Below are 22,036 nucleotides of genomic sequence, written 5' to 3' on the forward strand. Positions count from 1 at the left end.
GCTTATATGACGTGTTCATTTGCGTCGCGATGCGCACTCTGGCAGTGCGTTCTTTCACTGTATTGACGCAATACACGTGGTCTCACTCGTGCAAGGGAGAATTTGTGCAGGAAGCATACCACCTGAAACCAGCCGATGAGGAGGGCCGTAATAAGTGTTACGGTTCGAAACAATCTCGACCTTGAATACCGGGAAAGATCGCCGAAAAAGGCCTGAAAACGCGGTGTTTTACAGCGTAGATACACTTGTAACAGGTTCAATCGTTGCGTCGCCGACACACGATCCCAGCCCTACGCATTTCCTACCCCATGCATACCACTTAAGACACGTCCGTCCCGGCGGACTTCAGGTTTGCTTCTGCAGCATTATCGTTGTGCCCGCAACAAATGACACCCCGATGAAATCATTAGATGCATCATGAAACCTTCACGCGAGACCCGGCGCTCGCACTTCGCAGCGGTTGCACTGCCGCTAACCGAACGCTCGTGCGGCGTCACGTAGCGAAGCCGGGTAAACGAATCCGTCTATAGTAAGGGCGCACTGAACCACCATGGAGATTCGTGTATGCAAACCACTGTTCCGCGGGTCGCCACGCCGCGCATCGCCACGGCGTTGATGGCCGCCCTGACTCTGGCGCTGCTCGCCCCCTGGGGCGCCGCACAGGCGCAGCTCGGCAACCTGCTCAACCAGGGCGGCAGCAACAGCGGTTCGGCACAGGGTGCGCTCGGCAATCTGGGCGGCCTCGGCAACTCGCTTTCGGCGCCCTCCCTCACCTCGAACAGTCTCGGCAATGTCACCGGCGTCCTGCAGTACTGCATCAAGAACAATTATCTGAACGCCGACGCCGCGAGCAACGTGAAGGACTCGCTGCTCGGCAAGCTGCCCGGCGGCGCGAACACGACGGATAGCGGCTATACGCAGGGCACGAGCGGCATCCTCACGGCCGGCAATGGACAGAAGCTCGACCTCACGGGCGGCGGCCTCAAGGAGGAGGCCACGAAGCAGGTCTGCGACAAGATCCTGAGCCAGGCGAAGTCGATGCTCTAGCCGCCCCGACCCAGCATGCAGATGTGCACGGGCGCACGGCCCGGGCAATTTATGTGCCGTAAGCTTTGAACACGAACGAAGTCCGGCTGTCGAATGGAGTCAACCGGTCTTCCGGCATTGCTGCTCGTAGCTATGACCAAGCACCACACTTCCGTGATATTCGCGTTCCCGGCCGCCACGCTGCGGAGCGCGCTGAGCGGCCTTGCCGCTTTTGCCGCCCTGCTGGTCCCGGCGGCCGCGCATGCGCAATCCACGCAATCCGCCACACACGACCAGCAGTTCGACTGCAAGTCCGATCCCCACACGTTCATTTCGTCGCTCATCGACGAAAAATCCATTGAGCCCGAGCCGAGCCGCGTCGAAGCGAATTCGGTCAACGCGTTCAGCCCCGTACGCGGCACCCGCCTGAGCGCGTTCGGCTTCCCCATTTACGTGGTGCTCGGCTACGACCGCGACGACACGCTCTTCAAGCGCGGCGCCGGCAAGGAGATCACCTCGCCGCTCTACGGCGTGGTCGTGTCCGCGCCCGCGGAGAAGGTGCGCTCGCGCGTGCGCGAAGCCAACAGCGACGCCACCGTGCAATCGGTCGTGCCGCTGCTGCTCACGGCGATCGTGTGCGGCGGTTGAGCGCTCAGCCGCCGAAGAACGCCAACGCGCCCAACCCTGCCCCGACGATCGCGACGCCCACCGACGTATTGAGCAGCCAGCGCCGCCGCGTGAGCAGCGTAATCGCCGTGAGCGCGATCGAGATCTGAATGAGCGTCGTGGCCTGCGCCCAGCGATGATGGCCGTGCAGCACGTGCTCGCTGAGCGCATCGTCCTGCTCGACGATTTTTTCGAGCGCCTCCGCCTTGGCGCGGATGGGCTCCTTCTGCTGGCGATAGCGGTCGGCGTCGGCGGCGAAGCGCTTCTGCGCGGCATCCGAATTCGGCGCGAGCGCGGAGAGCTGCGCGCCGAGTTCCGCGAGATTCTGCTTCTCGCCCTTCGCCTGATAGTAAGCCCATTGATTCGCGGCTTCGGTCTTGCGGATCGCCGCTTCGTTCTTGTAATAGAGCGCCAGGTTCTCGCTGTTGCCGCTCTGGTAGGCAAAGATCGCCCCGATCGAAGCGAGAATGGCCGTCATCACCGCGATGCGGCCCGGGAACGGATCGCCCTCGCCGTGCCCGCCGTGGCCCGCCGCGGCGTGTTCGACCGCGTGGTCGTGCGGCCCATGCACTTCGTACTCTTCAGACATCCAAAGACTCTCCGCTTTCTCTGACTTTCACTGGCGCACCGCCTTTTCCCCGAGCGGCGCGTCTGTTTGGACGCTCAATTATCGTGAGCGCGGCGCGCTTGTCCAGTCCCCGTCAGGCATCGGATGTAACGAAACCCGAAATTTCTCCTGACGAAAGCGAATCGTAGGTTTTATCGTCTATTCATTCAGAATAGGGGCCCCGGGATGTTGCAGTGCATCCCTCTCGCCTTCCGTTTGCAAACGTGGATTCGCGCCCTGAGCGCCCCACGCGTCGTTGCAGTGCCACGTGGCCCGATATGCAACCTCGCGCGGGCCGCCCTGCGGCCTTCTGCCGTTGATATTCCAAGCCTGGAGACCATCATGGGGCCCACCACGGCCGCTCAGGCCGCGGCTAGCGACACTGTGGCACACGGCGCGCGCGTGCGGTACGGCGAGCCGGATGATACCTGCGGCCTGATCGACGCGATCTACGACGCCGGCTTCGACGCGCAGCGCTGGCCGGGTGTGTGCGCGCGCATTGCGCAACGCATCGGTGCGCAGCACGTGAATCTCACCATGCTGCCGCCCGAAAGCACGTTCTCGCTCGCCGAGTGGGACGGCATCGACGCTTCGTTTGCCCAATCGTACGCGCAGCACTACGGCAGCTTCGATCCGCTCGTGCCGCAGGTGCGCCGCTGGGCCGCCGGCACGCTCGTCACCGACACGATGATCCACCCGCAGGGGAGCCTTCAACGCAGCGCCTTCGTGCAGGAGTGGGTGCGCCCGCAGCGCTTCTACACGGTGGCCTTCGCGAACGTGCTGCGCGAAGGCGACATGGCCGCCGTGCTCGGCGCGCTGCGCCACGAAACGCGCTTCTATAGCGAAGACGAACTGGATGCGCTGCTCGCGCTGCTGCCGCATTTGCGCAATGCCTTGCGCGTGCAGCGGCACACGGCCCGCACCCTCGCCTCCCGCGATCAAAGCGCAGATGCCCCCGCGGACGCACTCGACGCGCTCGCGCATGGCGTGCTGATCGTCGACGCCGACGCGCACATCGTGTTCGCGAATCGCGCTGCCACGGCGCAGCTCGCTCGTGCAAATGGTCTGCGCACTGAACACGCCGCGCTCAGCGCCGCCACGGCGGCCGCCACCCAGCAGCTGCGCTCACTGATCGCACGAGCGGCCGGGCGCGATGTGCGCGGGCGCAGCGGCGGCGCGATGCTGATCGCCCGCGAGCCGCCCGACGAGCCGCTGCAGGCGCTCATTTCGCCGCTAGGCGAGCACCGTCACGCCGACTACTTCGCCCACGGCGCGCGCGCCGGCAAGGCCATGCTTATCGTGATCGATCCGCAGTCGTCTCGGCGCGGCGTGGAAACGCGTCTCATCGCGCTGTTCGGCCTCACGCCCGCGGAAGCGCGCGTGGCCTGCGAGGTCGGCAAGGGCCTCAACCCGAAAGACGTGGCCGAAGCGCTGCAGGTGCTGCCTTCGACTGTGCGCACGCATCTGCATCACGTGTTCGCGAAAACCACCACGCGCCGCCAGGCCGAGCTGATGCGTTTGATCGCGCAGCTTGCGATTGCGCGCGGGGATTGAGTCGACGTTCGTCGACGCAAAAAGAAGCGGCCCGCGCATCGCACGTTCGATGAACGCGGATGGCGCGGGCCGCAGCGCGATCTTCTGTGCGACGGATCAACCGCCCAGATAAGCGCGCTTGATGCTGTCGTTGGCCAGCAGATTGTCGGCGGTATCGGCGAGCACCACGCGCCCGGTTTCGAGCACGTAGCCGCGATCGGCCACGTGCAGCGCCTTGTTCGCGTTCTGCTCGACGAGGAACACCGTCACGCCCTCTTCGCGAATCGTGCGGATGATATCGAAGATCTGCGCGATCACGAGCGGCGCGAGGCCGAGCGTGGGCTCGTCGAGCAGCAGCAAACGCGGCCTGCTCATGAGCGCGCGGCCGATGGCGAGCATCTGCTGCTCGCCGCCCGACATCGTGCCCGCGCGCTGCTTCGCACGCTGGTTCAGGCGCGGGAACAGCTTGAACACGTGCTCGATGCCCGCATCGATCTCGTGCTGCGAGGCGAAGAAGCCGCCCATCTGCAGATTTTCGAGCACCGTGAGGCTCGGAAACACGCGGCGGCCTTCCGGCGAAATCGCCATGCCCTTGCGCATGATTTCATGCGTGGGCATGCGCGTGATGTCCTCGCCTTCGAACGTCACTTTCCCCGCGGAAGCGCGCGGCGTGCCGCACACGGTCATCATGAGCGTGGTCTTGCCGGCGCCGTTGCTGCCGATCAGCGTGACGATCTCGCCCTTGTTCACTTCGATCGACACGCCCGCCAGCGCTTGCACCGCGCCGTAGTGGGTATGGACCTTTTCCAGCTTCAGCATCAGTCCTCTCCGAGATAGGCCTTGATCACGCGCGGGTCGTTGCGCACTTCGTCGGGTTTGCCGATCATGATCGGCTTGCCGTGCTCCATCACCAGGATGCGGTCCGACACGCCCATCACGAGGCTCATGTCGTGTTCGATCAGGAGTACGGAGATTCCGAACTCGTTGCGCAGGCCGTCCACCATCTGCTGCAGCTCGACCTTCTCCTGCGGGTTCAGGCCCGCCGCGGGTTCGTCGAGCATCAGCAGACGCGGATCGGTGATCATGCAGCGCGCGATTTCGAGCCGGCGCTGATGGCCGTACGACAGCGTGCCCGCCTCGCGGTTCGCCACCGGCTTCAGGCCCACGCGCTCGAGCCAATACGCGGCGCGCTCGAGCGCGGCGCGTTCGGCGCGGCGATACGCGGGCGTCGCGAACAGGCCGCTCAGCATGTTGCGGTTGACCTTCAGGTGCTGCGCGACCATGAGGTTTTCCAGCACCGTCAACTGCTTGAAGAGGCGAATGTTCTGGAACGTGCGCACGAGGCCGCGGCGCGCGACCTGGTGGCTCGGCTGGCCGGTGATGGCATGGCCTTCGAGCACGATGTCGCCGGCGGTGGGCTTGTAGAAGCCGCCCACGCAGTTGAACACCGTGGTCTTGCCCGCGCCGTTCGGCCCGATGATCGCGAACACTTCGTTCGGACGTACATCGAAGTCGATGCCGTCCACGGCCAGCAGACCGCCGAAGCGCATCTGCAGGCCGGCTACTTTCAACAACGCTTGTGCGCTCATTGCGGCAACTCCACGTGCGGACGGCTCGCGGGCAAGAGGCCCTGCGGACGCCACATCATCATCAGCACCATCACCAGACCGAAGATCAGCATGCGGTACTCGGCAAAGCCGCGCGCCACTTCGGGCAGCGCCGTGAGCAGGATCGCGGCGAGCACGACGCCCAGCTGCGAACCCATGCCGCCCAGCACCACCACGGCGAGAATGAGCGCCGACTCGATGAAGGTGAACGACTCGGGCGTGACGAGCCCCTGGCGCGCCGCAAAAAACGCACCGGCGAGGCCCGCGAACGACGCCCCCAGCGTGAACGCCGAGAGCTTGATGCGCGTGGGATTCAGACCCAGCGAGCGGCACGCGATTTCGTCTTCGCGCAGCGCTTCCCAGGCGCGCCCCATCGGCATGCGCAGCAGGCGGCTCGTGACGAACAGCGTGAACGCCACCAGCACGAGCGCAAGCAGGTACAGGAAGATCACCATGTGCTCGCCGCTGTACTCGATGCCGATCAGCTCGTTGAACGTCTTCGCGCCTTCCACGCTCGCGTGGCGGGCCATTTCGAAGCCGAACACGGTGGGCTTGGGAATGCTGGAAATGCCGTCCGGGCCGCCCGTGATGCTCGTGAGATTGTTGAGCAGCAGGCGGATGATCTCGCCGAAACCGAGCGTGACGATGGCGAGATAGTCGCCGCGCAGACGCAGCACCGGGAAGCCGAGCACGAAGCCGAACGTGGCCGCGGCAAGCGCGGCGAGCGGCAGGCACTCCCAGAACGTGAAGCCGAAGTACTGGTTGAGCAGCGCATACGTATAGCCGCCCACCGCGTAGAAGCCCACGTAGCCGAGGTCGAGCAGCCCCGCGAAGCCCACGACGATATTGAGCCCGAGGCCGAGAATCACGTAGATGAGCGCGAGCGTCGCCACGTCGATCGAACCGCGCGAACCGAGGAACGGGAATACCGCGCCGAACGCGAGCAGCACCCAGATCGCCACGCGCTGCTGACGCGCGCCGAGCGCAGGAGCCCTGGGCAAGCGCACGTGACTCGTCGCGCGCAAGAACATCGGCTTGACGAGCTGGAATACGAACACCACGGCGGCCGCGATCCACACCGGGCGCCAGTGCTGCTGCAGCACGACCTGATAGCCATCCAGCGTGAGTTGCAGGCCGAGAATGGGTGCCGTGAGGATGACGGTCGCCACGGCGGCGGCAAGCGCGCCTTTCACCGTTTGCGACGAGGACTGGCCTTGTTGTCCGCCTTTGGCGGCCACGCGAACCGAAACAGTCTGACTCATTTCGACCTCACACCTTTTCGACGTCCGGCTTGCCGAGCAGGCCGGTGGGACGGAAGAGCAGCACGAGTACGAGCAGGCCGAAGGCCACGACGTCCTTGTACTCCGCAGGCATGTAGCCCGAGGCGAAGGTTTCGGCGAGGCCGAGCAGCACGCCGCCGAGCATCGCGCCCGGAATGCTGCCGATGCCGCCCAGCACCGCAGCCGTAAACGCCTTGATGCCCGCGATGAAGCCGATATACGGATTGAGCTTGCCGATCGTGAGACCGATCAGCACGCCGCCCACCGCCGCGAGCATGGCGCCGAGCACGAACGTGAACGAGATCACGCGGTTCGTGTCGATGCCGAGCAGGTTCGCCATCTTCATGTCTTCCGCGCAGGCGCGGCACGCGCGGCCCATGCGCGAACGCGAGATGAAGAGCGTGAGCGCGATCATCAGCACGAGCGTCACGCCGACGATCAGCATGCGCGAGTACGGAATCGTCACTTCGAAGTTGCCGCCCATGTTGAAGTCGAGCACGCCGGAAATGAGCATCGGCACGGACACGTCGCGCGCGCCCTGCCCGATCTGCACGTAGTTCTGCAGGAAGATCGACATGCCAATGGCGGAGATGAGCGGCACGAGGCGCGGCCCGCCGCGCAGCGGCCGGTACGCCACGCGCTCGACCGCGAAACCGTAGAGCCCGGTGACCACCACCGAGACGATGAGCGCCGCGCCCAGCACGAGCGGCAGCGGATAGCCCGCCGAGGTGCCGATGGCCGTGAGCGTGACGAGGCCCACATAGGCGCCGATCATGTAGATCTCGCCGTGAGCGAAGTTGATCATGCCGATGATGCCGTAGACCATCGTGTAGCCGATGGCGATCAGCGCATAGATCGCACCCAGCGTGAGCCCGTTGACGAGCTGCTGGGTGAACTGAGGAAGAAAATCATTCATGCGTAAGCCCCGCGGCCGTGAAGCCGATGAGAGACCTTTGGAACCGTACCAACCCTTTTTAGTTGCGCGCACAACCGCCATGAAAACGCCCCGCCACGCGAAAAGGCGGGGCGTTCGCGGCGTGCAGCGCCGGGATCAGTTCGCGGCGGTCTTGGTGGCGTCCTTGTGCCACGTGTAGACGACGAAGCGGAACGACTTCAGGTCGCCCTGTGCGTCGTATTCGACCTTGCCGATCGGCGTGTTGAACGCGTTCTTGTGCAGGTAGGCCGCAACCTTGGTCGGGTCCGTGCTCTTCGCGCCGGCGATGCCGTCGGCGATCACTTCGACTGCCGCGTACGACGGCATCTGGAACGGGCCGTTCGCGTCGCGCCTGGCGTCTGCGAAAGCCTTCACGAGCTTCGCGTTGGCGGGGTCCGAAGCGAAGTCGGCCGGCAGCGTGACGAGCATGCCTTCCGAAGCCGGGCCGGCGATGGCCGTCACGTCCTTGTTGCCCACGCCTTCCGGACCCATGAACGTGGCCTTCACGCCCTGTTCACGCGACTGGCGCATGAGCAGGCCCATTTCCGGGTGGTAGCCGCCGAAGTAGACGAAGTCCACGCCCTGCGACTTGAGCTTCGTGACGACTGCCGAGTAGTCCGAATCGCCGGCGTTGATACCTTCGAACACGACGACGGGGATGTGCGCCTTGTCGAGCGCGGCCTTGACCGAGGTTGCGATGCCCTGGCCGTACGACTGCTTGTCGTGCAGGATCGCGACCTTCTTCGGCTTGACCTTGTTGATGATGTAGGCGGCTGCCGCCGGACCTTGCTGGTCGTCGCGGCCGATGGTGCGGAAGATGAACTGGCGCTTCTTGCCTTCGGTCAGCTGCGGTGCGGTGGCCGACGGCGTGACCATCACGACGCCTTCGTTCTCGTAGATGTCCGAAGCGGGAATCGTCGAGCCCGAGCAGACGTGGCCGACCACGTACTGGATGTGCTGCGAAACGATCTTGTTGGCTACGGCGACAGCCTGCTTCGGCTCGCACGAGTCATCCATCAGGACGGCTTCGAGCTTGTTGCCGTTCACACCGCCGGCGGCGTTGATCTGCTCGATCGCAGTCAGCGCGCCCGCCTTGACCATGTCGCCGTACTGGGCGACCGGGCCGCTGAACGGGCCGGCAATGGCGATCTTCACGGTGTCGGCGTTTGCGCTTGCACCGAATGCGAGCAGCGCGGCGGCCACGGAAACGGAGGTAAAGCGGTTAAGGGAGAACAGCGGCATCATCAGGAGCTCCTCGATTGTTTTCGGGTCAAACCGGTCAGACGGAATGACCTGCGCAAACGAACAGCGCCCCAATGAGCTTCAATGGGGAACAACCACGACGAGCACCAGAGAAAAAGACGTGACGGGGCCCGGCGTGTATCAGCGCCCTGGTAGGCGGCTGAGTTCGGAGAGACTGCTGAGTTACAGACTCTGTTGCGCAAGCATTCCGCCTGCCCCGTTCGCTGCAATTCATACCGGAAAGGTGGACCGGCCCGAATCAGCGACCCGCGGATGCTACCAATAATCCCATTTCATAGCAACCAAGGGTTTTTTCGGATATCGAGTTGAGTTTTGGCATCGGTCAATGGAGGGCATGCTGGAAAGGACTTGAAAACGCTCATAAAAATAGCCTTTCATATGGATGGCGGAGCGTCCACTGCGTCGGGATGACCGGCTGGCGCGGGCATACGGAATTACTGAATTTCCTGATTTTACGCGCTCTCAATCATTATTTTAATTTCAACGAAATCTGATCGACGAATCGCATATTTCGAGAGAATTCCAGGTTATTTATTTATCACAGTAAAGTTATTCGACGCGTTACGGAGATACCGGGAATACCCTAAATGCAAAATTCGCCAAACCATTGATTTGAAAGCGTAAATATTACGAAAACCTTAAAATCAAGTTTTCAATACTTTTCTAGCTTGCGCTGAAAGTAGCGCATCACCAACGCTTTGCGACGCCCAATCCGAGACCGAGAAGACTCCCACCGAATCACGCATTTTTCTCATAATCGGATCGAGCAGTTTTGAATTAGTCCGCGCGACACCGTGGCGCGCCCGCCTCACTGCCCTTCCACCGCGTTCCAGCCTCGCAATAGACGGTGGTATCCTCGCTCCCTCGCCGCGCCCGCATGCACCACTACAGCGCATGCCGCGTGCTCTCGCGCCACGCGTGAAGCCGGCGACGCCGCACCGAGCAGATCGAAAAAACCGCAAGAACCCAGCACTCGGGGGAGATCAAACAGAATGAAGACCTTCAAGCAGGCAACCATCGCCGCCGCCCTTTCCCTGATCGCCGGCGCCGCCGCGCTCGCGCTGACTTCGGGCGCCGCGCGCGCCGCCGAAACCGCGACCGTCGAAGTGCTGTCGATCGTCGAGCACCCCGCGCTCGACGCGATCCGCGACGGCGTGCGCGACGAACTCAAAGCCGCGGGCTACGACGCCGGCAAGAACCTCAAGTGGGAATACCAGAGCGCGCAGGGCAACACGGGCACCGCCGCGCAGATCGCCCGCAAGTTCGTGGGCGACGACCCGAGCGCGATCGTTGCCATCGCGACGCCTTCGGCGCAAGCCGTTGTGGCCGCAACGAAGTCCGTGCCCGTGGTCTACTCGGGCGTCACCGATCCGGTGGCCGCGCAGCTCGTCAAGACGTGGACGCCCAGCGGCACGAATGTGACCGGCGTTTCCGACAAGCTGCCGCTCGACAAGCAAGTCGCGCTCATCAAGCGCGTCGTGCCCAATGCAAAGACCGTCGGCATGGTCTACAACCCCGGCGAAGCGAATTCGGTCGTCGTCGTGAAGGCGCTCAAGGAACTGCTCGCGCAACAGGGCATGACGCTCAAGGAAGCCGCCGCGCCGCGCACCGTGGACATCGGCCCCGCTGCGAAGAGCCTGATCGGCAAGGTCGACGTGATCTACACGAACACCGACAACAACGTCGTTTCGGCCTACGAGGCGCTCGTGAAGGTCGCCAACGACGCGAAGATCCCGCTCGTCGCCTCCGACACGGACAGCGTGAAGCGCGGCGCCATCGCGGCGCTCGGCATCGACTACAGCGACCTCGGCCACCAGACGGGCAAGGTCGTCGTGCGCATTCTCAAGGGCGAGAAGCCGGGCGCGATCGCCTCGGAAACCAGCAGCAGGCTGCAACTGTTCGTGAACCCCGCCGCCGCGCAAAAGCAAGGCGCGACGCTCTCCGCCGACCTGCTCAAAGACGCGACCACGGTCGTGAAGTAAGGCGCCGGCATGGCGCATCGCACGCAGGCACACTGCCTGGCCAGATAACGGCCACTTACACCGCAACGGCGCGCCGCCCCATCCCGGCGGTGCGCCGCGCGTCGACTCCGGCGCACCGCTGCCGCAGACCGCAACAGGATTCTTCCCAATGTCCCTCTACTCGCTTCTGGGCGCGCTCGAGATCGGCTTGATCTTCAGTCTCGTGGCCCTCGGGGTGCTGATCTCGTTTCGCATCCTCAACTTCCCCGACCTCACTGTCGACGGCAGCTTCCCGTTGGGCGGCGCCGTCGCCGCCACGCTGATCGCGGCCGGTCACGATCCGTTTCTCGCCACCGCCTGCGCGATTGTCGCGGGCGGCATCGCCGGCTTCATCACCGGCTGGCTCAACGTGCGCCTGAAGATCATGGATCTGCTCGCGAGCATCCTGATGATGATCGCGCTCTATTCGATCAACCTGCGCGTGATGGGCGCGCCGAACGTGCCGCTCATTTCCGAATCGACGGTATTCACGATCATCCAGCCCGCCTGGCTTCCCGACTACGTGCTGCGTCCGATCGCGCTCCTCGTCGTCGTGATGGCCGCGAAGTTCGGCGTGGACGGGTTCTTCTCGTCGCAATATGGCCTCGCGCTGCGCGCGACGGGCGCGAACCCGCGCATGGCGCGCGCGCAGGGCATCGCCACCGGCCGCGCGACACTCGCCGGCATGGCGCTCTCCAACGCGCTCGTCGCGTTGGCCGGCGCGCTCTTCGCGCAAACCCAGGGCGGCTCGGACATTTCGATGGGCATCGGCACCATCGTGATCGGGCTGGCGGCCGTGATCATCGGCGAGAGCATCCTGCCCGCGCGCCGGCTCATGCTCACCACGCTCGCCGCCGTGCTCGGCGCGATCCTTTATCGCTTCTTCATTGCGCTCGCGCTCAACAGCGACTTCATCGGCCTCAAGGCGCAGGACCTGAATCTCGTCACCGCCGTGCTCGTGACAATCGCGCTCGTGCTGCCCGCCACGCGCAAGAAGCTGTTCGGCCGCAAGAACGGGAGGGCATGAGATGCTCAGCGCCAAAGACCTCAAACTGACTTTCAACCCCGGCACACCGATTGAAACACGCGCGCTGCGCGGCCTCACGCTCGAAATCCCGAGCGGCCAGTTCGTGGCCGTGATCGGCTCGAACGGCGCGGGCAAGTCCACCTTCCTCAACGCGATCAGCGGCGACCAGAGGGTGGATGGCGGCACGATCACCATCGACGGCCAGGACGTCACGAAGAAACAGGCTTGGGACCGCGCGCATCTCGTCGCACGCGTGTTCCAGGATCCGATGGCCGGCACCTGCGAGGCGCTCACCATCGAAGAAAACATGGCGCTTGCAATGGCGCGCGGCAAGCGCCGCGGCTTCGGCCCCGCGCTGAAAAAGCAGGATCGCGAGCTGTTCCGCGCGAAGCTGCGCCTCCTGAATCTGGGCCTCGAAAAACGCCTGACCGATCGCATCGGCCTGCTTTCGGGCGGCCAGCGCCAGGCGGTGAGTCTGCTGATGGCGTCGCTGCAGCCTTCGCGCATCCTGTTGCTCGACGAGCACACGGCGGCGCTCGATCCGAAAACAGCCGCGTTCGTGTTGGAGCTGACCGCACGCATCGTGGAAGAGGCGAAGCTCACGACCATGATGGTCACGCACAGCATGCGCCAGGCGCTCGACTACGGCCAGCGCACGGTGATGCTGCACCAGGGGCAGGTTGTGCTCGACGTTTCGGGCGATGCGCGCCGCGGCCTCGACGTGCCGGACCTCCTGCGCATGTTCGAGCAGACCCGCCACGAGAAGCTCGACGACGACGCGCTGCTGCTGGGGTAAGTGTCCGCGCCCAGCGTTAAAAAGGCCGCCCTTCAGTCGAAGCGGCGGGCTTCTGCTTTTCAGCGAAATTATTTCGGATACCGATTCAAATGGGCGGCGTTTCGGTCATGCCTTCTTCGGATACGAGTACTTGAAGGTCCCCTGCGCACTCGCGATCAGCAGGCGGTCGTCCACCCACGCCTCGGCGCGCGCAAAGAAGATCGAGCGGCCGCCGCGCTCCAGAAACCCCTTCGCGCGCACGAACTGGCCAAGCCCCTTGTCGAGGTAGTTGGTCGTGAGCGAGAGCGTGAAGCCATGACGCGGCGGGTCGCCAACCGGCGCGAAGAGCCCCGCGTAACCGGCCGCGGCGTCGAGCAGCGTGGCAATCGCGCCGCCTTGCAGCACGCCCTGGCGATTGAGCTTCGAGGCGTCGATGGGCATCACGAGCTCCGCGTAGCCCTCGCGCCATTGCGCGACGCTCACGCCCAGCGTTTCGAGAAAGGGATTGTCCACGGCGAATTGCGACATACGCTGTCTTCCTTGCATTATCGGGCGATGCGATTGATTATAGGGTGGCTGCCGCAATGCCGCAGCGGGCCGCAGCGCCGCCCGTACGACTGTTCAGCAAAATTGCGCGCAACTGTACATGGCCAGCGCTGCCGCGACGCACAACACTCCCTGATGGCGCGCCATTCGCGCGCGTCTCACGCAACCCTCTTCCAGGCAAAACCAGGTACTCAAGATGAACGACAACGCGCTCAACCCCGACCCGCTGGCCACTTCGCGCACAGCGGCGGCAGCGGCCGAGGCCGCGCCCGTGCCTTGCCCCAGCGTCGAAACGCTCGACCGCATCCTGCCCGAGGAGCCGCTCCTCATGATGGGTGCGGGCCCCGTGCCGATTCCCGACGCCGTGGCCAAGGCCAACACCGTCGTCATCAATCACCTCGGCGACACCATGGCGCGCGTCATTCACCAGGTGAAGACGATGGCGCGCTACGTTTTCCAGACGCGCTCGAACTGGGTGCTCGGCGTGGCCGGCCCTGGCTCGGCGGCCATGGAAATGGCGATCTCGAACCTCGCGTGGCCGGGCACTCGCGTGCTCTCCATCGTCAACGGCTTCTTCAGCCAGCGCATGGCCGAAATGGCGGGCCGCGTGGGCGCCGAGGTCACCACGCTCGACGTGGCCGACCGCGAGATCGCCTCGCTCGAAGCCGTTGCGCAGGCCATCGAGCGCACGCGGCCGGCCGTCGTCACGATCGTGCACGGCGAAACGTCCAATACGGTATGGAACCGCGAACTGAAGGAAATCGTGCAACTCGCGAAGGCCGCCGGCGCACTCGTGGTGGTGGACGCCGTCTGCACGCTGAGCACGATGCCGCTGGAAATGGACGCCTGGGGCATCGACGTCGTCATCACGGGCGGCCAGAAGGGCCTCTCGTCGATCCCTGGCGTTTCGCTGATTGCCTTCTCGGACGCCGCCTGGGAGCGCGTGCGTACACGCACCGCACCGAACACGCACTGGTGCCTCGACGCCATGCTCGCCGAAAACTTCTGGCACAACGCCGGATATCACTACACCGCGCCCGTTTCGGGCGTGCTGGCGCTGCACGAAGCGCTGCGTCTCGTGTGCACGGAAACGCTCGAAAAACGCTTTGCGCGCCACCTGCGCTGTTCGCTCGCGCTGCAAAGCGGTGTGAGCGCGCTGGGCCTCGCGCTTTATACGCCGACAACGTGCCGCCTGAATTCCGTGGTCGGCATCGGGCTGCCCGGGGGCGTCACCGCGCGCGAGGTGTGCAATCACATCTCGCAGCAATACCAGGTGGAGATTGCCGGATCGTTCGGTCTCCCGATCGTTCGCATCGGGCAGATGGGCGAGCAGTGCCGCGAGCACAACCTCTTTCGCACCGTACACGCGCTTGGCCGCACGATGAGCGATCTCGGCGTGAAGGTCGATCTGCCCACCGGGGTTGCCGCGCTCGAAGAGTCGCTTTCGGCTGGCTCGCGCGAAGCGCGGCGTTAAGCGCTTTCCGCGCCACGCGGCCGCTCAACCCCTCAAACGCGCCGTGCGCGCACGCAGATGAACGCCGGGGCCTGCGCCAGTTCCGCGTGCAGCGCCGGCGACACCGCCTTCATTTCCGGTTGTGGCATGGGCTCGAGCACGCGGTCGATGGCCCAGCCCGCTTCCATGAGCGCGTTGAAGATATCGCCAAGCGGGCGCCTGAACGCCTCCACCCACGGCTTCGGCTCGCCGAAGCCGCCCCAATGCAGGCCGAATCGCGTCGTCTCGAAGTAGGTGCGCGAACCGCGCGTGCGCGTGTCGATCCAGTCGCGCATGGGATGGGACATCGAAAACACCAGCAGCGCGCCGGGGCGCGCCACGCGGTGAAACTCCTGAAACGTCGGCGCGAGGTGCTCGACGTAGTCGAGGGCCAGCGAGCACACGATGCGGTCGACCGAGGCATTCGCGAGCCAGTCGAGCGGCCCCCCAAGGTCGCCCTGCGCGATGTCGACCGCGAGGCCCGCGCAACGCGACTTCGCCAGTTCGACCATCGCGGGCGTGACGTCGAAGGCCTGCACGCGCGCGCCCTCGCCCGCCAGTTCCGCGCTCACGATGCCGGGCCCACAGCCCGCGTCGAGCACGTCGAGCCCCGCCACCGCGCCTAGCAGCGAGCGCGTGGCGGGCCGCTCGTAGAGCGCGTTGTGCGGCTTGACGGGCGCCCGCTCCGCGTAACGGTCGGCGAATTGTGTGTAGCTGGCGCGGCCGGGGAGTTCGGTGGACGTTGCAATGGGATTCTTTTCGTCGGTGGACATGAGAGCGGTTGGGTGACGATTGGGTACGCTATTGTCCATCGTTTCGCACGGCCCGACCAACGCAGCGCCCTGCACAGTGGGCCGCCCCGGGGCGGCCGCTGCGACTTGCCCGCGAAAACCCCACGCAAACGCGACCGCGGTTATCATCGCGCTCTTGCGTGCGCGATCCCGATGCGCGCCGCATGACGCAACCTCAGGCAACCCAAAGCAAACCCAAACGCACGATGTCCCCCATCCCCTTCGACGCCGTCCTCTTCGACTGCGACGGCGTGCTCGTCGACTCGGAACGCATTACGCACGTGGTGCTCACGCAGATGCTGGGCGAACTCGGCTGGACGCTCACGGTGGACGAAGCCATGGGCATCTTCGTCGGCAAGGCCGTGAAAGACGAAGCCGCGCGCATCGAGGCGCATACGGGCTTCGCGATTACCGACGCCTGGCTCGAAGGCTTCCGCGCGCGCCGCAACGAAGCACTGGAGCGCGATCTCGTCGAGATTCCCGGCGCGCCCGCGGCCGTGCGCGCGGTGTACGCGGCCATGAACGGGCGCATCGCCGTCGCGTCGGGTGCGGACCGGCGCAAGGTGGAGTTGCAGCTGCGCAAGGTGAACCTGCTCGACTGCTTCGAAGGGCATATCTACAGCGGCCACGAAACGCCGCGCAGCAAGCCGCATCCCGATGTCTACCTCGCGGCGGCGGCCGGTCTCGGCGTGGACCCCGCCCGCTGCGCCGTGATCGAGGACACGGTCACGGGCGCGCGCGCCGGCCTCACCGCGGGCGCCACCGTGTTCGGCTACAGCCCGCCCGAGCCCGGCCACAGCAGCGCGCAGGCGCTGCTCGAGGCGGGCGTCGCGCACGTATTCACCGACATGGTGCAGCTACACGGGCTGCTGTCCCGCTGGTCAAACACCCGCTGGTCAAATAGTTAAGCGCGTATAAAACAACGCCAAAAGAGCCGCACGCCGCGCGCACTGTTGGCCGTACGCATCACCGCGCATCAGATAGAAAGCAGGCCGCCGACGAGTCGCATACCATCCGATTCGTGGCGCTGCGAAAGAAAAAGATAGTTTGCTATCGAATCGCTTTGGGCTATGATCCGCCGATGTCGAATCTTCATATTTTACGCCTTGCGGTCAGCAGCACGCTCGTGGTGGCGGCACGCAAATGGCGGCGTACGACGCACGGCGCCCTTACCGCATACAACGTCTCCGAGGCATGCGCCGCGCCGCTGCTCACCGCCGGGCGCCTTGGCGAAGCCGTGCGCCAGGTGACGCTTGCGGAGCACGTGGGCATAGAAGGTCCTTCGCTCGTGCGCCTGCTCGACCAGCTCTGCGCCGCCGGCCTCGTGCGCCGCGACGAAGACCCCGACGACCGCCGCGCAAAAACGATCTCGCTCACGAGCGAAGGCCGCGCCGTGACCGAGCGCATGGAGGACGAGCTGCGCGCGCTGCGCGCCCGCGTGCTCAAGGGCGTGAGCCGCGCCGACCTCGAAGCGACGCTGCGCGTGCTCAACGCGTTCAATGCAGTTCCCCCCGCAGACCAGGCTGACCGGCCCTTACACGACTGAAAGCAGAAAGCGGACTCATGACCTACCCCTCCATCCGCGACTGGCTCTTTTCGGTCAAGACCTTCGCCGCGTCGATGCTGGCGCTTTATATCGCGCTCAAATTTCAGCTACCGCGCCCCTATTGGGCGATGGCCAGCGTATACATCGTCTCGAACCCGTTCGTGGGCGCCACGCGCTCCAAGGCGCTGTACCGCGCGCTCGGCACCGCGCTCGGCGCGGCCGCCGCCGTCGCGCTCGTGCCGCCCTTCGTCGAAACGCCGCTGCTCTTCAGCGCGATCGTCGCGACCTGGACGGGAACGCTGCTCTATCTGGCGATCTCCGACCGCACCGCGCGCAGTTACGTCTTCATGCTCGCGGGCTATACGATGCCGCTCATCGCGCTGCCCACCGTAACCGATCCCACCACGGTGTTCGACGTGGCGATCGCACGCACGCAGGAAATTACGGTCGGCATCATTTGCGCGAGCGTGGTGGGCAGCAATATCCTGCCTAGCCGCCTTGCGCCCACGCTAATCGAGCGCGCCGACGCATGGTTCCGCGACGCCGCCTGGTACGGCAGCGAAACGCTCTCGGGCCATATTGCGGGCAAGGCGCTTTCGGCCTGCCGTCAACGTCTGGCCGCCACGGTCAACCAGCTCGAATTCCTGCTGAGCCAGTTGAGCTACGACCACACGCACCCCGAGATCCTCGAGCGCGCCGAGTCGCTGCGCGGGCGCATGCAGCTCTTTCTGCCGATGATCTCCGCGCTCGCCGACCCGCTGGTCGCGCTGCGCCGCGATTTGCACGTGTGGCCGGAGGGCCTCGACAGCCTGCTCGCCGACGCGGCGCGCTGGTTCGACGAGCCGCTGGCCACGCGCGCCGCGGAGATGCACGACGACGTGGGCGACCCGACCGCGGAAAGCCTGCGCAAGCGCATCGCGACGCTGCAGCCCGCGCGCGACGCGCTCTCGAGCTGGGAAGGCGCGCTGCTCTCGAACGCGCTCTGGCGGCTCGGTCAGGTGATCGACGTGTGGCAGGACTGCCGCGCGCTGCGCGCGCTCATCGCGCACGAAGCGAAAATCGGCTCGTGGCGGCCGCGCTATCGTCACTGGCGCCTTGGGGGCACCGAACGCTTCTACGATCGCGGCCTCATGCTGTTCTCGTGCCTCGTGCCGGTGAGCGCGATTCTCGTCGCCTGCTGGCTATGGGTCAGCTCGGGCTGGCACGACGGCGCGGGCGCGGTGACGCTCGCGGCCGTGGCCTGCTGCTTTTTTGCGGCATCCGACGAGCCCGCGCCGCTGGTGTTCCGCTTCTTCCTCGCCACCGCGGCGAGCGTGGTTTTCGCGGGCCTTTATCTGTTCGTCGCGCTGCCCAAGGTGCACGACTTCGCGATGCTCGTGCTGCTGTTCGCGGGCCCGTTCATCCTGATCGGCACGCTGATTCCGCGCCCGGCCTTCAACATGGTGACGATGCTCGTGGCCGTGAACACGGCCACCTTCATCAGCGTGCAGAGTGCTTACGAGTCGGACTTCTTCGTCTTCCTGAACAGCAATATTGCCGGCGTGGCGGGCCTGCTGTTCGCCTACCTGTGGACGCGCGTCACGCGCCCCTTCGGCGCCGAACTCGCGGCGCGGCGCCTGCTGCGCTCGAGCTGGAGCGATGTCGCGCTCTCGGCGTCGCCGACGCCTATCGCGGACCAGCGCAATCTCACCTCGCGTATGGTCGATCGCCTCATGCAGCTCATTCCGCGTCTTGCGGCTACCGACGAGCACCGCCATCCGTCGATCGAGAGCTTCCGCGACCTGCGCATCGCGCTCAATTCGCTCGATTTGCGCCGCTCGCGCCACAAGCTCGATGGCGACGTGCCCGACGCGATCGACCGAGTGCTCGCGGGCGTCAGCGACCACTATGCGCGCTGTGCGCGTGCGAGCGAGCGCCAGGACGCCCCGTCCGCCCTGCTCTCCAGCATCGACGACGCCATGCGCCGCGTAGCGGCACGCGCGCGCGCGCAACTGCCGCCCGCCACGCTTGCCGACGCCGATGCCCAGCCCGCGCCGCGCGCGCTCGTCTCGCAGCGCTGGCTACGCGACACGCTGCACGCGCTCGTGGGCCTGCGCATCGCGCTCTATCCGGCCCTTGCGGCGCAATCGCCTTCGAACCCGGAGGCCACGGCATGAGCGCGCGTCTTTCTCATCCTTTTCCGAAACCCGCATCATGATCGGCGAAATCGATATCTTTGGCGTGTTCGTGCCCGCCGTGCTCGTGCTGATGCTGATCGCGTACCTCATCAATGTCGTGATCGGCAAGGTGCTCACGCGCGTCGGCTTTTACCGGCTCGTGTGGCATCGTTCCATTTTCGATCTCGGCATCTATGTCTTTGTGCTGGCTGCCGTCATCATCGTGTCGCATCGCTTCGTGAATTAACGTGAACGTGAAAAAAACCTGGTTCTCCGCAGGACAGATCCTGCTGACGCTCATCGTCGTCGTCGTCGCCGCTCTCGTGCTGTGGCGCATCGTCAACTACTACATGTTCTCGCCGTGGACACGCGACGGCCGCGTGCGCGCCGACGTGATCCAGGTCGCGCCCGACGTGGGCGGCCTCATCACCCGCGTCGACGTCGTCGACAACCAGCAGGTCAAGCAAGGCCAGGTGCTGTTCGTGATCGACCAGGCGCGCTACTCGCTCGCACTGCGCCTCGCGCAGGCCACGCTCGAGCAGCGCAAGGCCACGCTCGCCCAGGCGAAGCGCGAATACGCGCGCAATATCGGGCTCGGCAATCTCGTGGCGGCGGAAACGCTGGAGGAAAGCCGCACGCGCGTCGATCAGGGCGAAGCCGCGGCCGCCGACGCCCAGGTCCAGGTCGACACCGCCAGGCTCAATCTTCAGCGCACGACGATCGTGAGCCCCGTGGACGGCTATTTGAACGACCGCGCGCCGCGTGTTGGCGAGTACGTGACGGCCGGCCGCGCGGTGGTCGCCGTCGTGGACATGCATTCGTTCCGCGTGGATGGCTACTTCGAGGAAACGCGCCTGCACGGCATTCAGATCGGCCAACCCGTGGAGATCACGGTGATGGGCGAGACGCGCCCGCTGCGTGGTCATGTGCAAAGCATCGTGGCGGCGATCGAGGACCGCGACCGCCAGGCGGCGCCCAACCTGCTGCCCAACGTGAATCCGGCGTTCAGCTGGGTGCGTCTCGCGCAGCGTATTCCGGTGCGCGTGGCGCTCGACGAAGTGCCCGCCGATTTCCGCATGATCGCGGGGCGAACGGCAACCGTGGCCGTGCGCACGGAAGCGAACAACGACCGCCAGGCCGCCCACGCGAACAACGCAAGCGGCGCCGTCGCTTCGCAGCCCGCCATGAATGCGAGCGCCCCCGCCGCTTCCCAGGCTGCCGGAGCGTCGCAATGACACGCCGTAGTCTCTGGCGCCGCCGCCTCTCGCCCAACGTCTGGCCCAACCTCGCGCTCGCGCCGCTCACGCTCGCGCTGGGCGCGTGCATCACGCTCGGTCCCAACTATCACGTGCCGCAGGAAGCCGCGGTCAATGCGCCGCTCGCGCAAGGGCCGATCGACGGCGCGGACCATGCGCCCGTCTCGCAACTAGGCGTGCCCGCCAACTGGTGGCAGCTTTACGACGACCCCACGCTCAACGAACTCGTGCAGGAAGCGCTGAAGTCGAACACGGACCTGCGCGTGGCGGCTGCGAACCTCGCGCGCTCGCGTGCGGCGGTCGACGTCGCCAACGCGCAGGGCGGCTTCTCGGGCAACGCGCATGCCACCGCCGAGCGCGCGCAGGTATCGGGCGAGCAGTACCTCCTGTTCGAAAAGGTGCCTGTCGCGACGCTGGGCGACCTCGGCGTCAACATCTCGTATGAATTCGACCTGTTCGGCAAGCTCCGGCGCGGCGTGGAAGCCGCGCGCGCCGACGACGCAGCCGTGGAAGCCGCGGCCGACCTCGCGCGCATCACCGTGGTCGCCAACGTGGCGCAGGCTTACGTGGAATCGTGCTCGGCCGCCGAGGAACTGGAGATCGCGCAGGAATCGCTCAAGCTGCAGAACGAGCGCGTGGCGCTCACCAAGCGCCTGCGCGACGCGGGCCGCGGCAACCAGCCCGACGTGACGCGCGGGCAGACCCAGGCCAATACGATCGCCGCCGATATCCCGCGCTTCGAGGGACGCCGCCGCGTGGCCCAGTATCAGCTCGCCATGCTGCTCGCGCGCGCCCCCAAGGACCTGCCGCCCGCCGCGCTCGCGTGCAAACGCCTGCCCAGGCTCAAGCAGCCGATTCCCGTCGGCGACGGCGCCGCGCTCCTCAAGCGCCGCCCCGACGTGCGCGAGGCGGAACGCCAGCTAGCGGCATCGACGGCGCGCATCGGTGTGGCGATCGCCGAGATGTACCCCGACGTCACGTTCGGCGCGGGCGTGGGCACAGTCGGCCTGACGAGCGATCTGTTCACCCCTGCGACCAATGCCTGGTCATTCGGACCCCTGATCAGCTGGACCTTCCCGGTCAACGGCCAGCGCGACCGCGTGCGCGCCGCGGAGGCTGCCACGGGCGGCGCGCTCGCGCACTTCGACGGCGTGGTGCTCAACGCGCTGCGCGAAACGCAGTCGAGCCTCGCGACCTACGCCGCCGACGACCAGCGCGCCGATGCACTGCGCACGGCCTATACGTCGGCGCAGCAGTCGGCGGACGAAACGCATCGTCTCTATGCGGCGGGCCGCGAACCCTTCCTCTCCGACCTCGACGCCACGCGCACGCTCACCAGTGTGCACGCACAGGTCGCCGCGGCAGAAGGCGAAGTCGCGCTCGACCAGGTGCGGTTGTTCCTCGCGCTCGGCGGCGGCTGGGAGGGCAATCAGCAAACGCTGCAGCAGCAGGGGGCGCAAGGCACGCAACCGGCTTCAGCAGCACCGGCGGCAACCGCCGCGACTGCGCCCGCGAACTAAGCTCGCCTCTC

Annotated in this window: 21 protein-coding genes; 13 read left to right on the plus strand and 8 right to left on the minus strand. The window is 65.7% G+C overall.

Going from position 1 to position 22,036, the window contains the following annotated elements; all coding sequences use genetic code 11:
- Positions 1-564: 564 nt before the first annotated feature.
- Both M3I53_RS13605 and M3I53_RS13610 read left to right on the plus strand, forming a co-directional pair.
- Entirely contained in the window at positions 565-1,047 is a 483-nt protein-coding gene (locus M3I53_RS13605; RefSeq protein ID WP_375542521.1) for a DUF2501 domain-containing protein, read from the plus strand.
- 132 nt (positions 1,048-1,179) lie between these two features.
- A complete protein-coding gene (locus M3I53_RS13610) occupies positions 1,180-1,674 on the plus strand; it encodes a hypothetical protein (RefSeq protein WP_254316448.1) in 495 nt (164 codons plus the stop codon).
- Between the two features lie 4 nt (positions 1,675-1,678).
- Here M3I53_RS13610 and M3I53_RS13615 read toward each other — a convergent pair whose 3' ends face one another.
- Positions 1,679-2,281, minus strand: coding sequence for a DUF4337 domain-containing protein (locus tag M3I53_RS13615; protein WP_254316449.1), 603 nt, complete (start codon positions 2,279-2,281; stop codon positions 1,679-1,681).
- Between the two features lie 360 nt (positions 2,282-2,641).
- Here M3I53_RS13615 and M3I53_RS13620 point away from each other — a divergent pair, with 360 nt between their 5' ends.
- A complete protein-coding gene (locus tag M3I53_RS13620; protein ID WP_254316450.1) occupies positions 2,642-3,853 on the plus strand; it encodes a helix-turn-helix transcriptional regulator in 1,212 nt (403 codons plus the stop codon).
- A 96-nt stretch (positions 3,854-3,949) separates the two neighbouring features.
- On the opposite strand, the gene M3I53_RS13625 is transcribed toward M3I53_RS13620, so the two are convergent.
- The 5 genes from M3I53_RS13625 to M3I53_RS13645 all read right to left on the minus strand — a co-directional run bounded on the left by M3I53_RS13625 (position 3,950) and on the right by M3I53_RS13645 (position 8,895).
- Positions 3,950-4,651 carry an ABC transporter ATP-binding protein gene (locus tag M3I53_RS13625; RefSeq protein ID WP_254316451.1) on the minus strand — a complete coding sequence of 234 codons (702 nt, stop codon included), beginning with the start codon at positions 4,649-4,651 and terminating at the stop codon, positions 3,950-3,952.
- Complete coding sequence (gene livG, locus M3I53_RS13630; protein ID WP_028203113.1) at positions 4,651-5,421, minus strand: high-affinity branched-chain amino acid ABC transporter ATP-binding protein LivG; 771 nt, start codon at positions 5,419-5,421, stop codon at positions 4,651-4,653. The genes M3I53_RS13625 and livG overlap by 1 nt, the downstream gene beginning before the upstream one ends.
- On the minus strand, positions 5,418-6,701 hold the full coding sequence (locus M3I53_RS13635) for a high-affinity branched-chain amino acid ABC transporter permease LivM (RefSeq protein ID WP_254316452.1): 1,284 nt from the start codon (positions 6,699-6,701) through the stop codon (positions 5,418-5,420). The genes livG and M3I53_RS13635 overlap by 4 nt, the downstream gene beginning before the upstream one ends.
- Positions 6,702-6,708: 7 nt before the next feature.
- On the minus strand, positions 6,709-7,635 hold the full coding sequence (livH, locus tag M3I53_RS13640; RefSeq protein ID WP_254316453.1) for a high-affinity branched-chain amino acid ABC transporter permease LivH: 927 nt from the start codon (positions 7,633-7,635) through the stop codon (positions 6,709-6,711).
- A gap of 135 nt (positions 7,636-7,770) precedes the next feature.
- On the minus strand, positions 7,771-8,895 hold the full coding sequence (locus M3I53_RS13645; RefSeq protein ID WP_254316610.1) for a branched-chain amino acid ABC transporter substrate-binding protein: 1,125 nt from the start codon (positions 8,893-8,895) through the stop codon (positions 7,771-7,773).
- A gap of 1,013 nt (positions 8,896-9,908) precedes the next feature.
- Here M3I53_RS13645 and M3I53_RS13650 point away from each other — a divergent pair.
- The 3 genes from M3I53_RS13650 to M3I53_RS13660 all read left to right on the plus strand — a co-directional run bounded on the left by M3I53_RS13650 (position 9,909) and on the right by M3I53_RS13660 (position 12,739).
- Entirely contained in the window at positions 9,909-10,898 is a 990-nt protein-coding gene (locus tag M3I53_RS13650) for an ABC transporter substrate-binding protein (protein WP_254316454.1), read from the plus strand.
- Positions 10,899-11,046: 148 nt separating this feature from the next.
- Positions 11,047-11,943: an ABC transporter permease gene (locus M3I53_RS13655; RefSeq protein WP_254316455.1), complete on the plus strand. Its 897-nt coding sequence runs from the start codon at positions 11,047-11,049 to the stop codon at positions 11,941-11,943.
- A 1-nt stretch (position 11,944) separates the two neighbouring features.
- Positions 11,945-12,739, plus strand: coding sequence for an ABC transporter ATP-binding protein (locus tag M3I53_RS13660; protein WP_254316456.1), 795 nt, complete (start codon positions 11,945-11,947; stop codon positions 12,737-12,739).
- Positions 12,740-12,844: 105 nt separating this feature from the next.
- Here the strand turns inward: M3I53_RS13660 and M3I53_RS13665 are convergent, their stop codons facing one another.
- A complete protein-coding gene (locus M3I53_RS13665) occupies positions 12,845-13,246 on the minus strand; it encodes a PaaI family thioesterase (RefSeq protein WP_069266065.1) in 402 nt (133 codons plus the stop codon).
- A gap of 346 nt (positions 13,247-13,592) precedes the next feature.
- Between M3I53_RS13665 and M3I53_RS13670 the strand changes: the two genes are divergently transcribed.
- Positions 13,593-14,738: an alanine--glyoxylate aminotransferase family protein gene (locus M3I53_RS13670; RefSeq protein ID WP_309249522.1), complete on the plus strand. Its 1,146-nt coding sequence runs from the start codon at positions 13,593-13,595 to the stop codon at positions 14,736-14,738.
- A gap of 32 nt (positions 14,739-14,770) precedes the next feature.
- On the opposite strand, the gene M3I53_RS13675 is transcribed toward M3I53_RS13670, so the two are convergent.
- Positions 14,771-15,529, minus strand: coding sequence for a class I SAM-dependent methyltransferase (locus M3I53_RS13675; RefSeq protein WP_254316458.1), 759 nt, complete (start codon positions 15,527-15,529; stop codon positions 14,771-14,773).
- Between the two features lie 224 nt (positions 15,530-15,753).
- On the opposite strand from M3I53_RS13675, the gene M3I53_RS13680 reads away from it, so the two are divergent.
- The 6 genes from M3I53_RS13680 to M3I53_RS13705 all read left to right on the plus strand — a co-directional run bounded on the left by M3I53_RS13680 (position 15,754) and on the right by M3I53_RS13705 (position 22,025).
- On the plus strand, positions 15,754-16,455 hold the full coding sequence (locus tag M3I53_RS13680; RefSeq protein ID WP_254316459.1) for an HAD family phosphatase: 702 nt from the start codon (positions 15,754-15,756) through the stop codon (positions 16,453-16,455).
- Positions 16,456-16,628: 173 nt separating this feature from the next.
- Positions 16,629-17,093 (plus strand): MarR family winged helix-turn-helix transcriptional regulator, encoded by a 465-nt coding sequence (locus M3I53_RS13685; protein ID WP_254316460.1) that lies wholly within the window; start codon positions 16,629-16,631, stop codon positions 17,091-17,093.
- Positions 17,094-17,110: 17 nt separating this feature from the next.
- The gene (locus tag M3I53_RS13690; RefSeq protein ID WP_254316461.1) at positions 17,111-19,249 is read left to right on the plus strand and encodes an FUSC family protein; all 2,139 of its coding nucleotides are present in this window, start codon (positions 17,111-17,113) and stop codon (positions 19,247-19,249) included.
- Positions 19,250-19,286: 37 nt separating this feature from the next.
- Complete coding sequence (locus tag M3I53_RS13695; RefSeq protein ID WP_027818583.1) at positions 19,287-19,496, plus strand: DUF1656 domain-containing protein; 210 nt, start codon at positions 19,287-19,289, stop codon at positions 19,494-19,496.
- Positions 19,497-19,503: 7 nt separating this feature from the next.
- Entirely contained in the window at positions 19,504-20,484 is a 981-nt protein-coding gene (locus M3I53_RS13700) for an HlyD family secretion protein (RefSeq protein WP_254316611.1), read from the plus strand.
- Positions 20,481-22,025, plus strand: coding sequence for an efflux transporter outer membrane subunit (locus M3I53_RS13705; RefSeq protein ID WP_254316462.1), 1,545 nt, complete (start codon positions 20,481-20,483; stop codon positions 22,023-22,025). Before M3I53_RS13700 ends, M3I53_RS13705 begins: the two co-directional genes overlap by 4 nt.
- Positions 22,026-22,036 lie beyond the last annotated feature (11 nt).

This window comes from Paraburkholderia sp. CNPSo 3272, assembly GCF_024206495.1.
Classification (GTDB): domain Bacteria; phylum Pseudomonadota; class Gammaproteobacteria; order Burkholderiales; family Burkholderiaceae; genus Paraburkholderia.

Bases quoted from the DNA above. Each gene is read 5' to 3' on its own strand.
- M3I53_RS13610 (WP_254316448.1), top strand. From the start codon at position 1,180: ATGACCAAGCACCACACTTCCGTGATATTCGCGTTCCCGGCCGCCACG.
- livG (WP_028203113.1), bottom strand. From the start codon at position 5,421: ATGAGCGCACAAGCGTTGTTGAAAGTAGCCGGCCTGCAGATGCGCTTC.
- M3I53_RS13685 (WP_254316460.1), top strand. From the start codon at position 16,629: ATGTCGAATCTTCATATTTTACGCCTTGCGGTCAGCAGCACGCTCGTG.
- M3I53_RS13675 (WP_254316458.1), bottom strand. From the start codon at position 15,529: ATGTCCACCGACGAAAAGAATCCCATTGCAACGTCCACCGAACTCCCC.
- M3I53_RS13670 (WP_309249522.1), top strand. From the start codon at position 13,593: ATGATGGGTGCGGGCCCCGTGCCGATTCCCGACGCCGTGGCCAAGGCC.
- M3I53_RS13615 (WP_254316449.1), bottom strand. From the start codon at position 2,281: ATGTCTGAAGAGTACGAAGTGCATGGGCCGCACGACCACGCGGTCGAA.
- M3I53_RS13695 (WP_027818583.1), top strand. From the start codon at position 19,287: ATGATCGGCGAAATCGATATCTTTGGCGTGTTCGTGCCCGCCGTGCTC.
- M3I53_RS13625 (WP_254316451.1), bottom strand. From the start codon at position 4,651: ATGCTGAAGCTGGAAAAGGTCCATACCCACTACGGCGCGGTGCAAGCG.
- M3I53_RS13690 (WP_254316461.1), top strand. From the start codon at position 17,111: ATGACCTACCCCTCCATCCGCGACTGGCTCTTTTCGGTCAAGACCTTC.
- M3I53_RS13650 (WP_254316454.1), top strand. From the start codon at position 9,909: ATGAAGACCTTCAAGCAGGCAACCATCGCCGCCGCCCTTTCCCTGATC.
- M3I53_RS13635 (WP_254316452.1), bottom strand. From the start codon at position 6,701: ATGAGTCAGACTGTTTCGGTTCGCGTGGCCGCCAAAGGCGGACAACAA.
- M3I53_RS13680 (WP_254316459.1), top strand. From the start codon at position 15,754: ATGTCCCCCATCCCCTTCGACGCCGTCCTCTTCGACTGCGACGGCGTG.
- livH (WP_254316453.1), bottom strand. From the start codon at position 7,635: ATGAATGATTTTCTTCCTCAGTTCACCCAGCAGCTCGTCAACGGGCTC.
- M3I53_RS13605 (WP_375542521.1), top strand. From the start codon at position 565: ATGCAAACCACTGTTCCGCGGGTCGCCACGCCGCGCATCGCCACGGCG.
- M3I53_RS13665 (WP_069266065.1), bottom strand. From the start codon at position 13,246: ATGTCGCAATTCGCCGTGGACAATCCCTTTCTCGAAACGCTGGGCGTG.
- M3I53_RS13705 (WP_254316462.1), top strand. From the start codon at position 20,481: ATGACACGCCGTAGTCTCTGGCGCCGCCGCCTCTCGCCCAACGTCTGG.
- M3I53_RS13645 (WP_254316610.1), bottom strand. From the start codon at position 8,895: ATGCCGCTGTTCTCCCTTAACCGCTTTACCTCCGTTTCCGTGGCCGCC.
- M3I53_RS13660 (WP_254316456.1), top strand. From the start codon at position 11,945: ATGCTCAGCGCCAAAGACCTCAAACTGACTTTCAACCCCGGCACACCG.
- M3I53_RS13655 (WP_254316455.1), top strand. From the start codon at position 11,047: ATGTCCCTCTACTCGCTTCTGGGCGCGCTCGAGATCGGCTTGATCTTC.
- M3I53_RS13620 (WP_254316450.1), top strand. From the start codon at position 2,642: ATGGGGCCCACCACGGCCGCTCAGGCCGCGGCTAGCGACACTGTGGCA.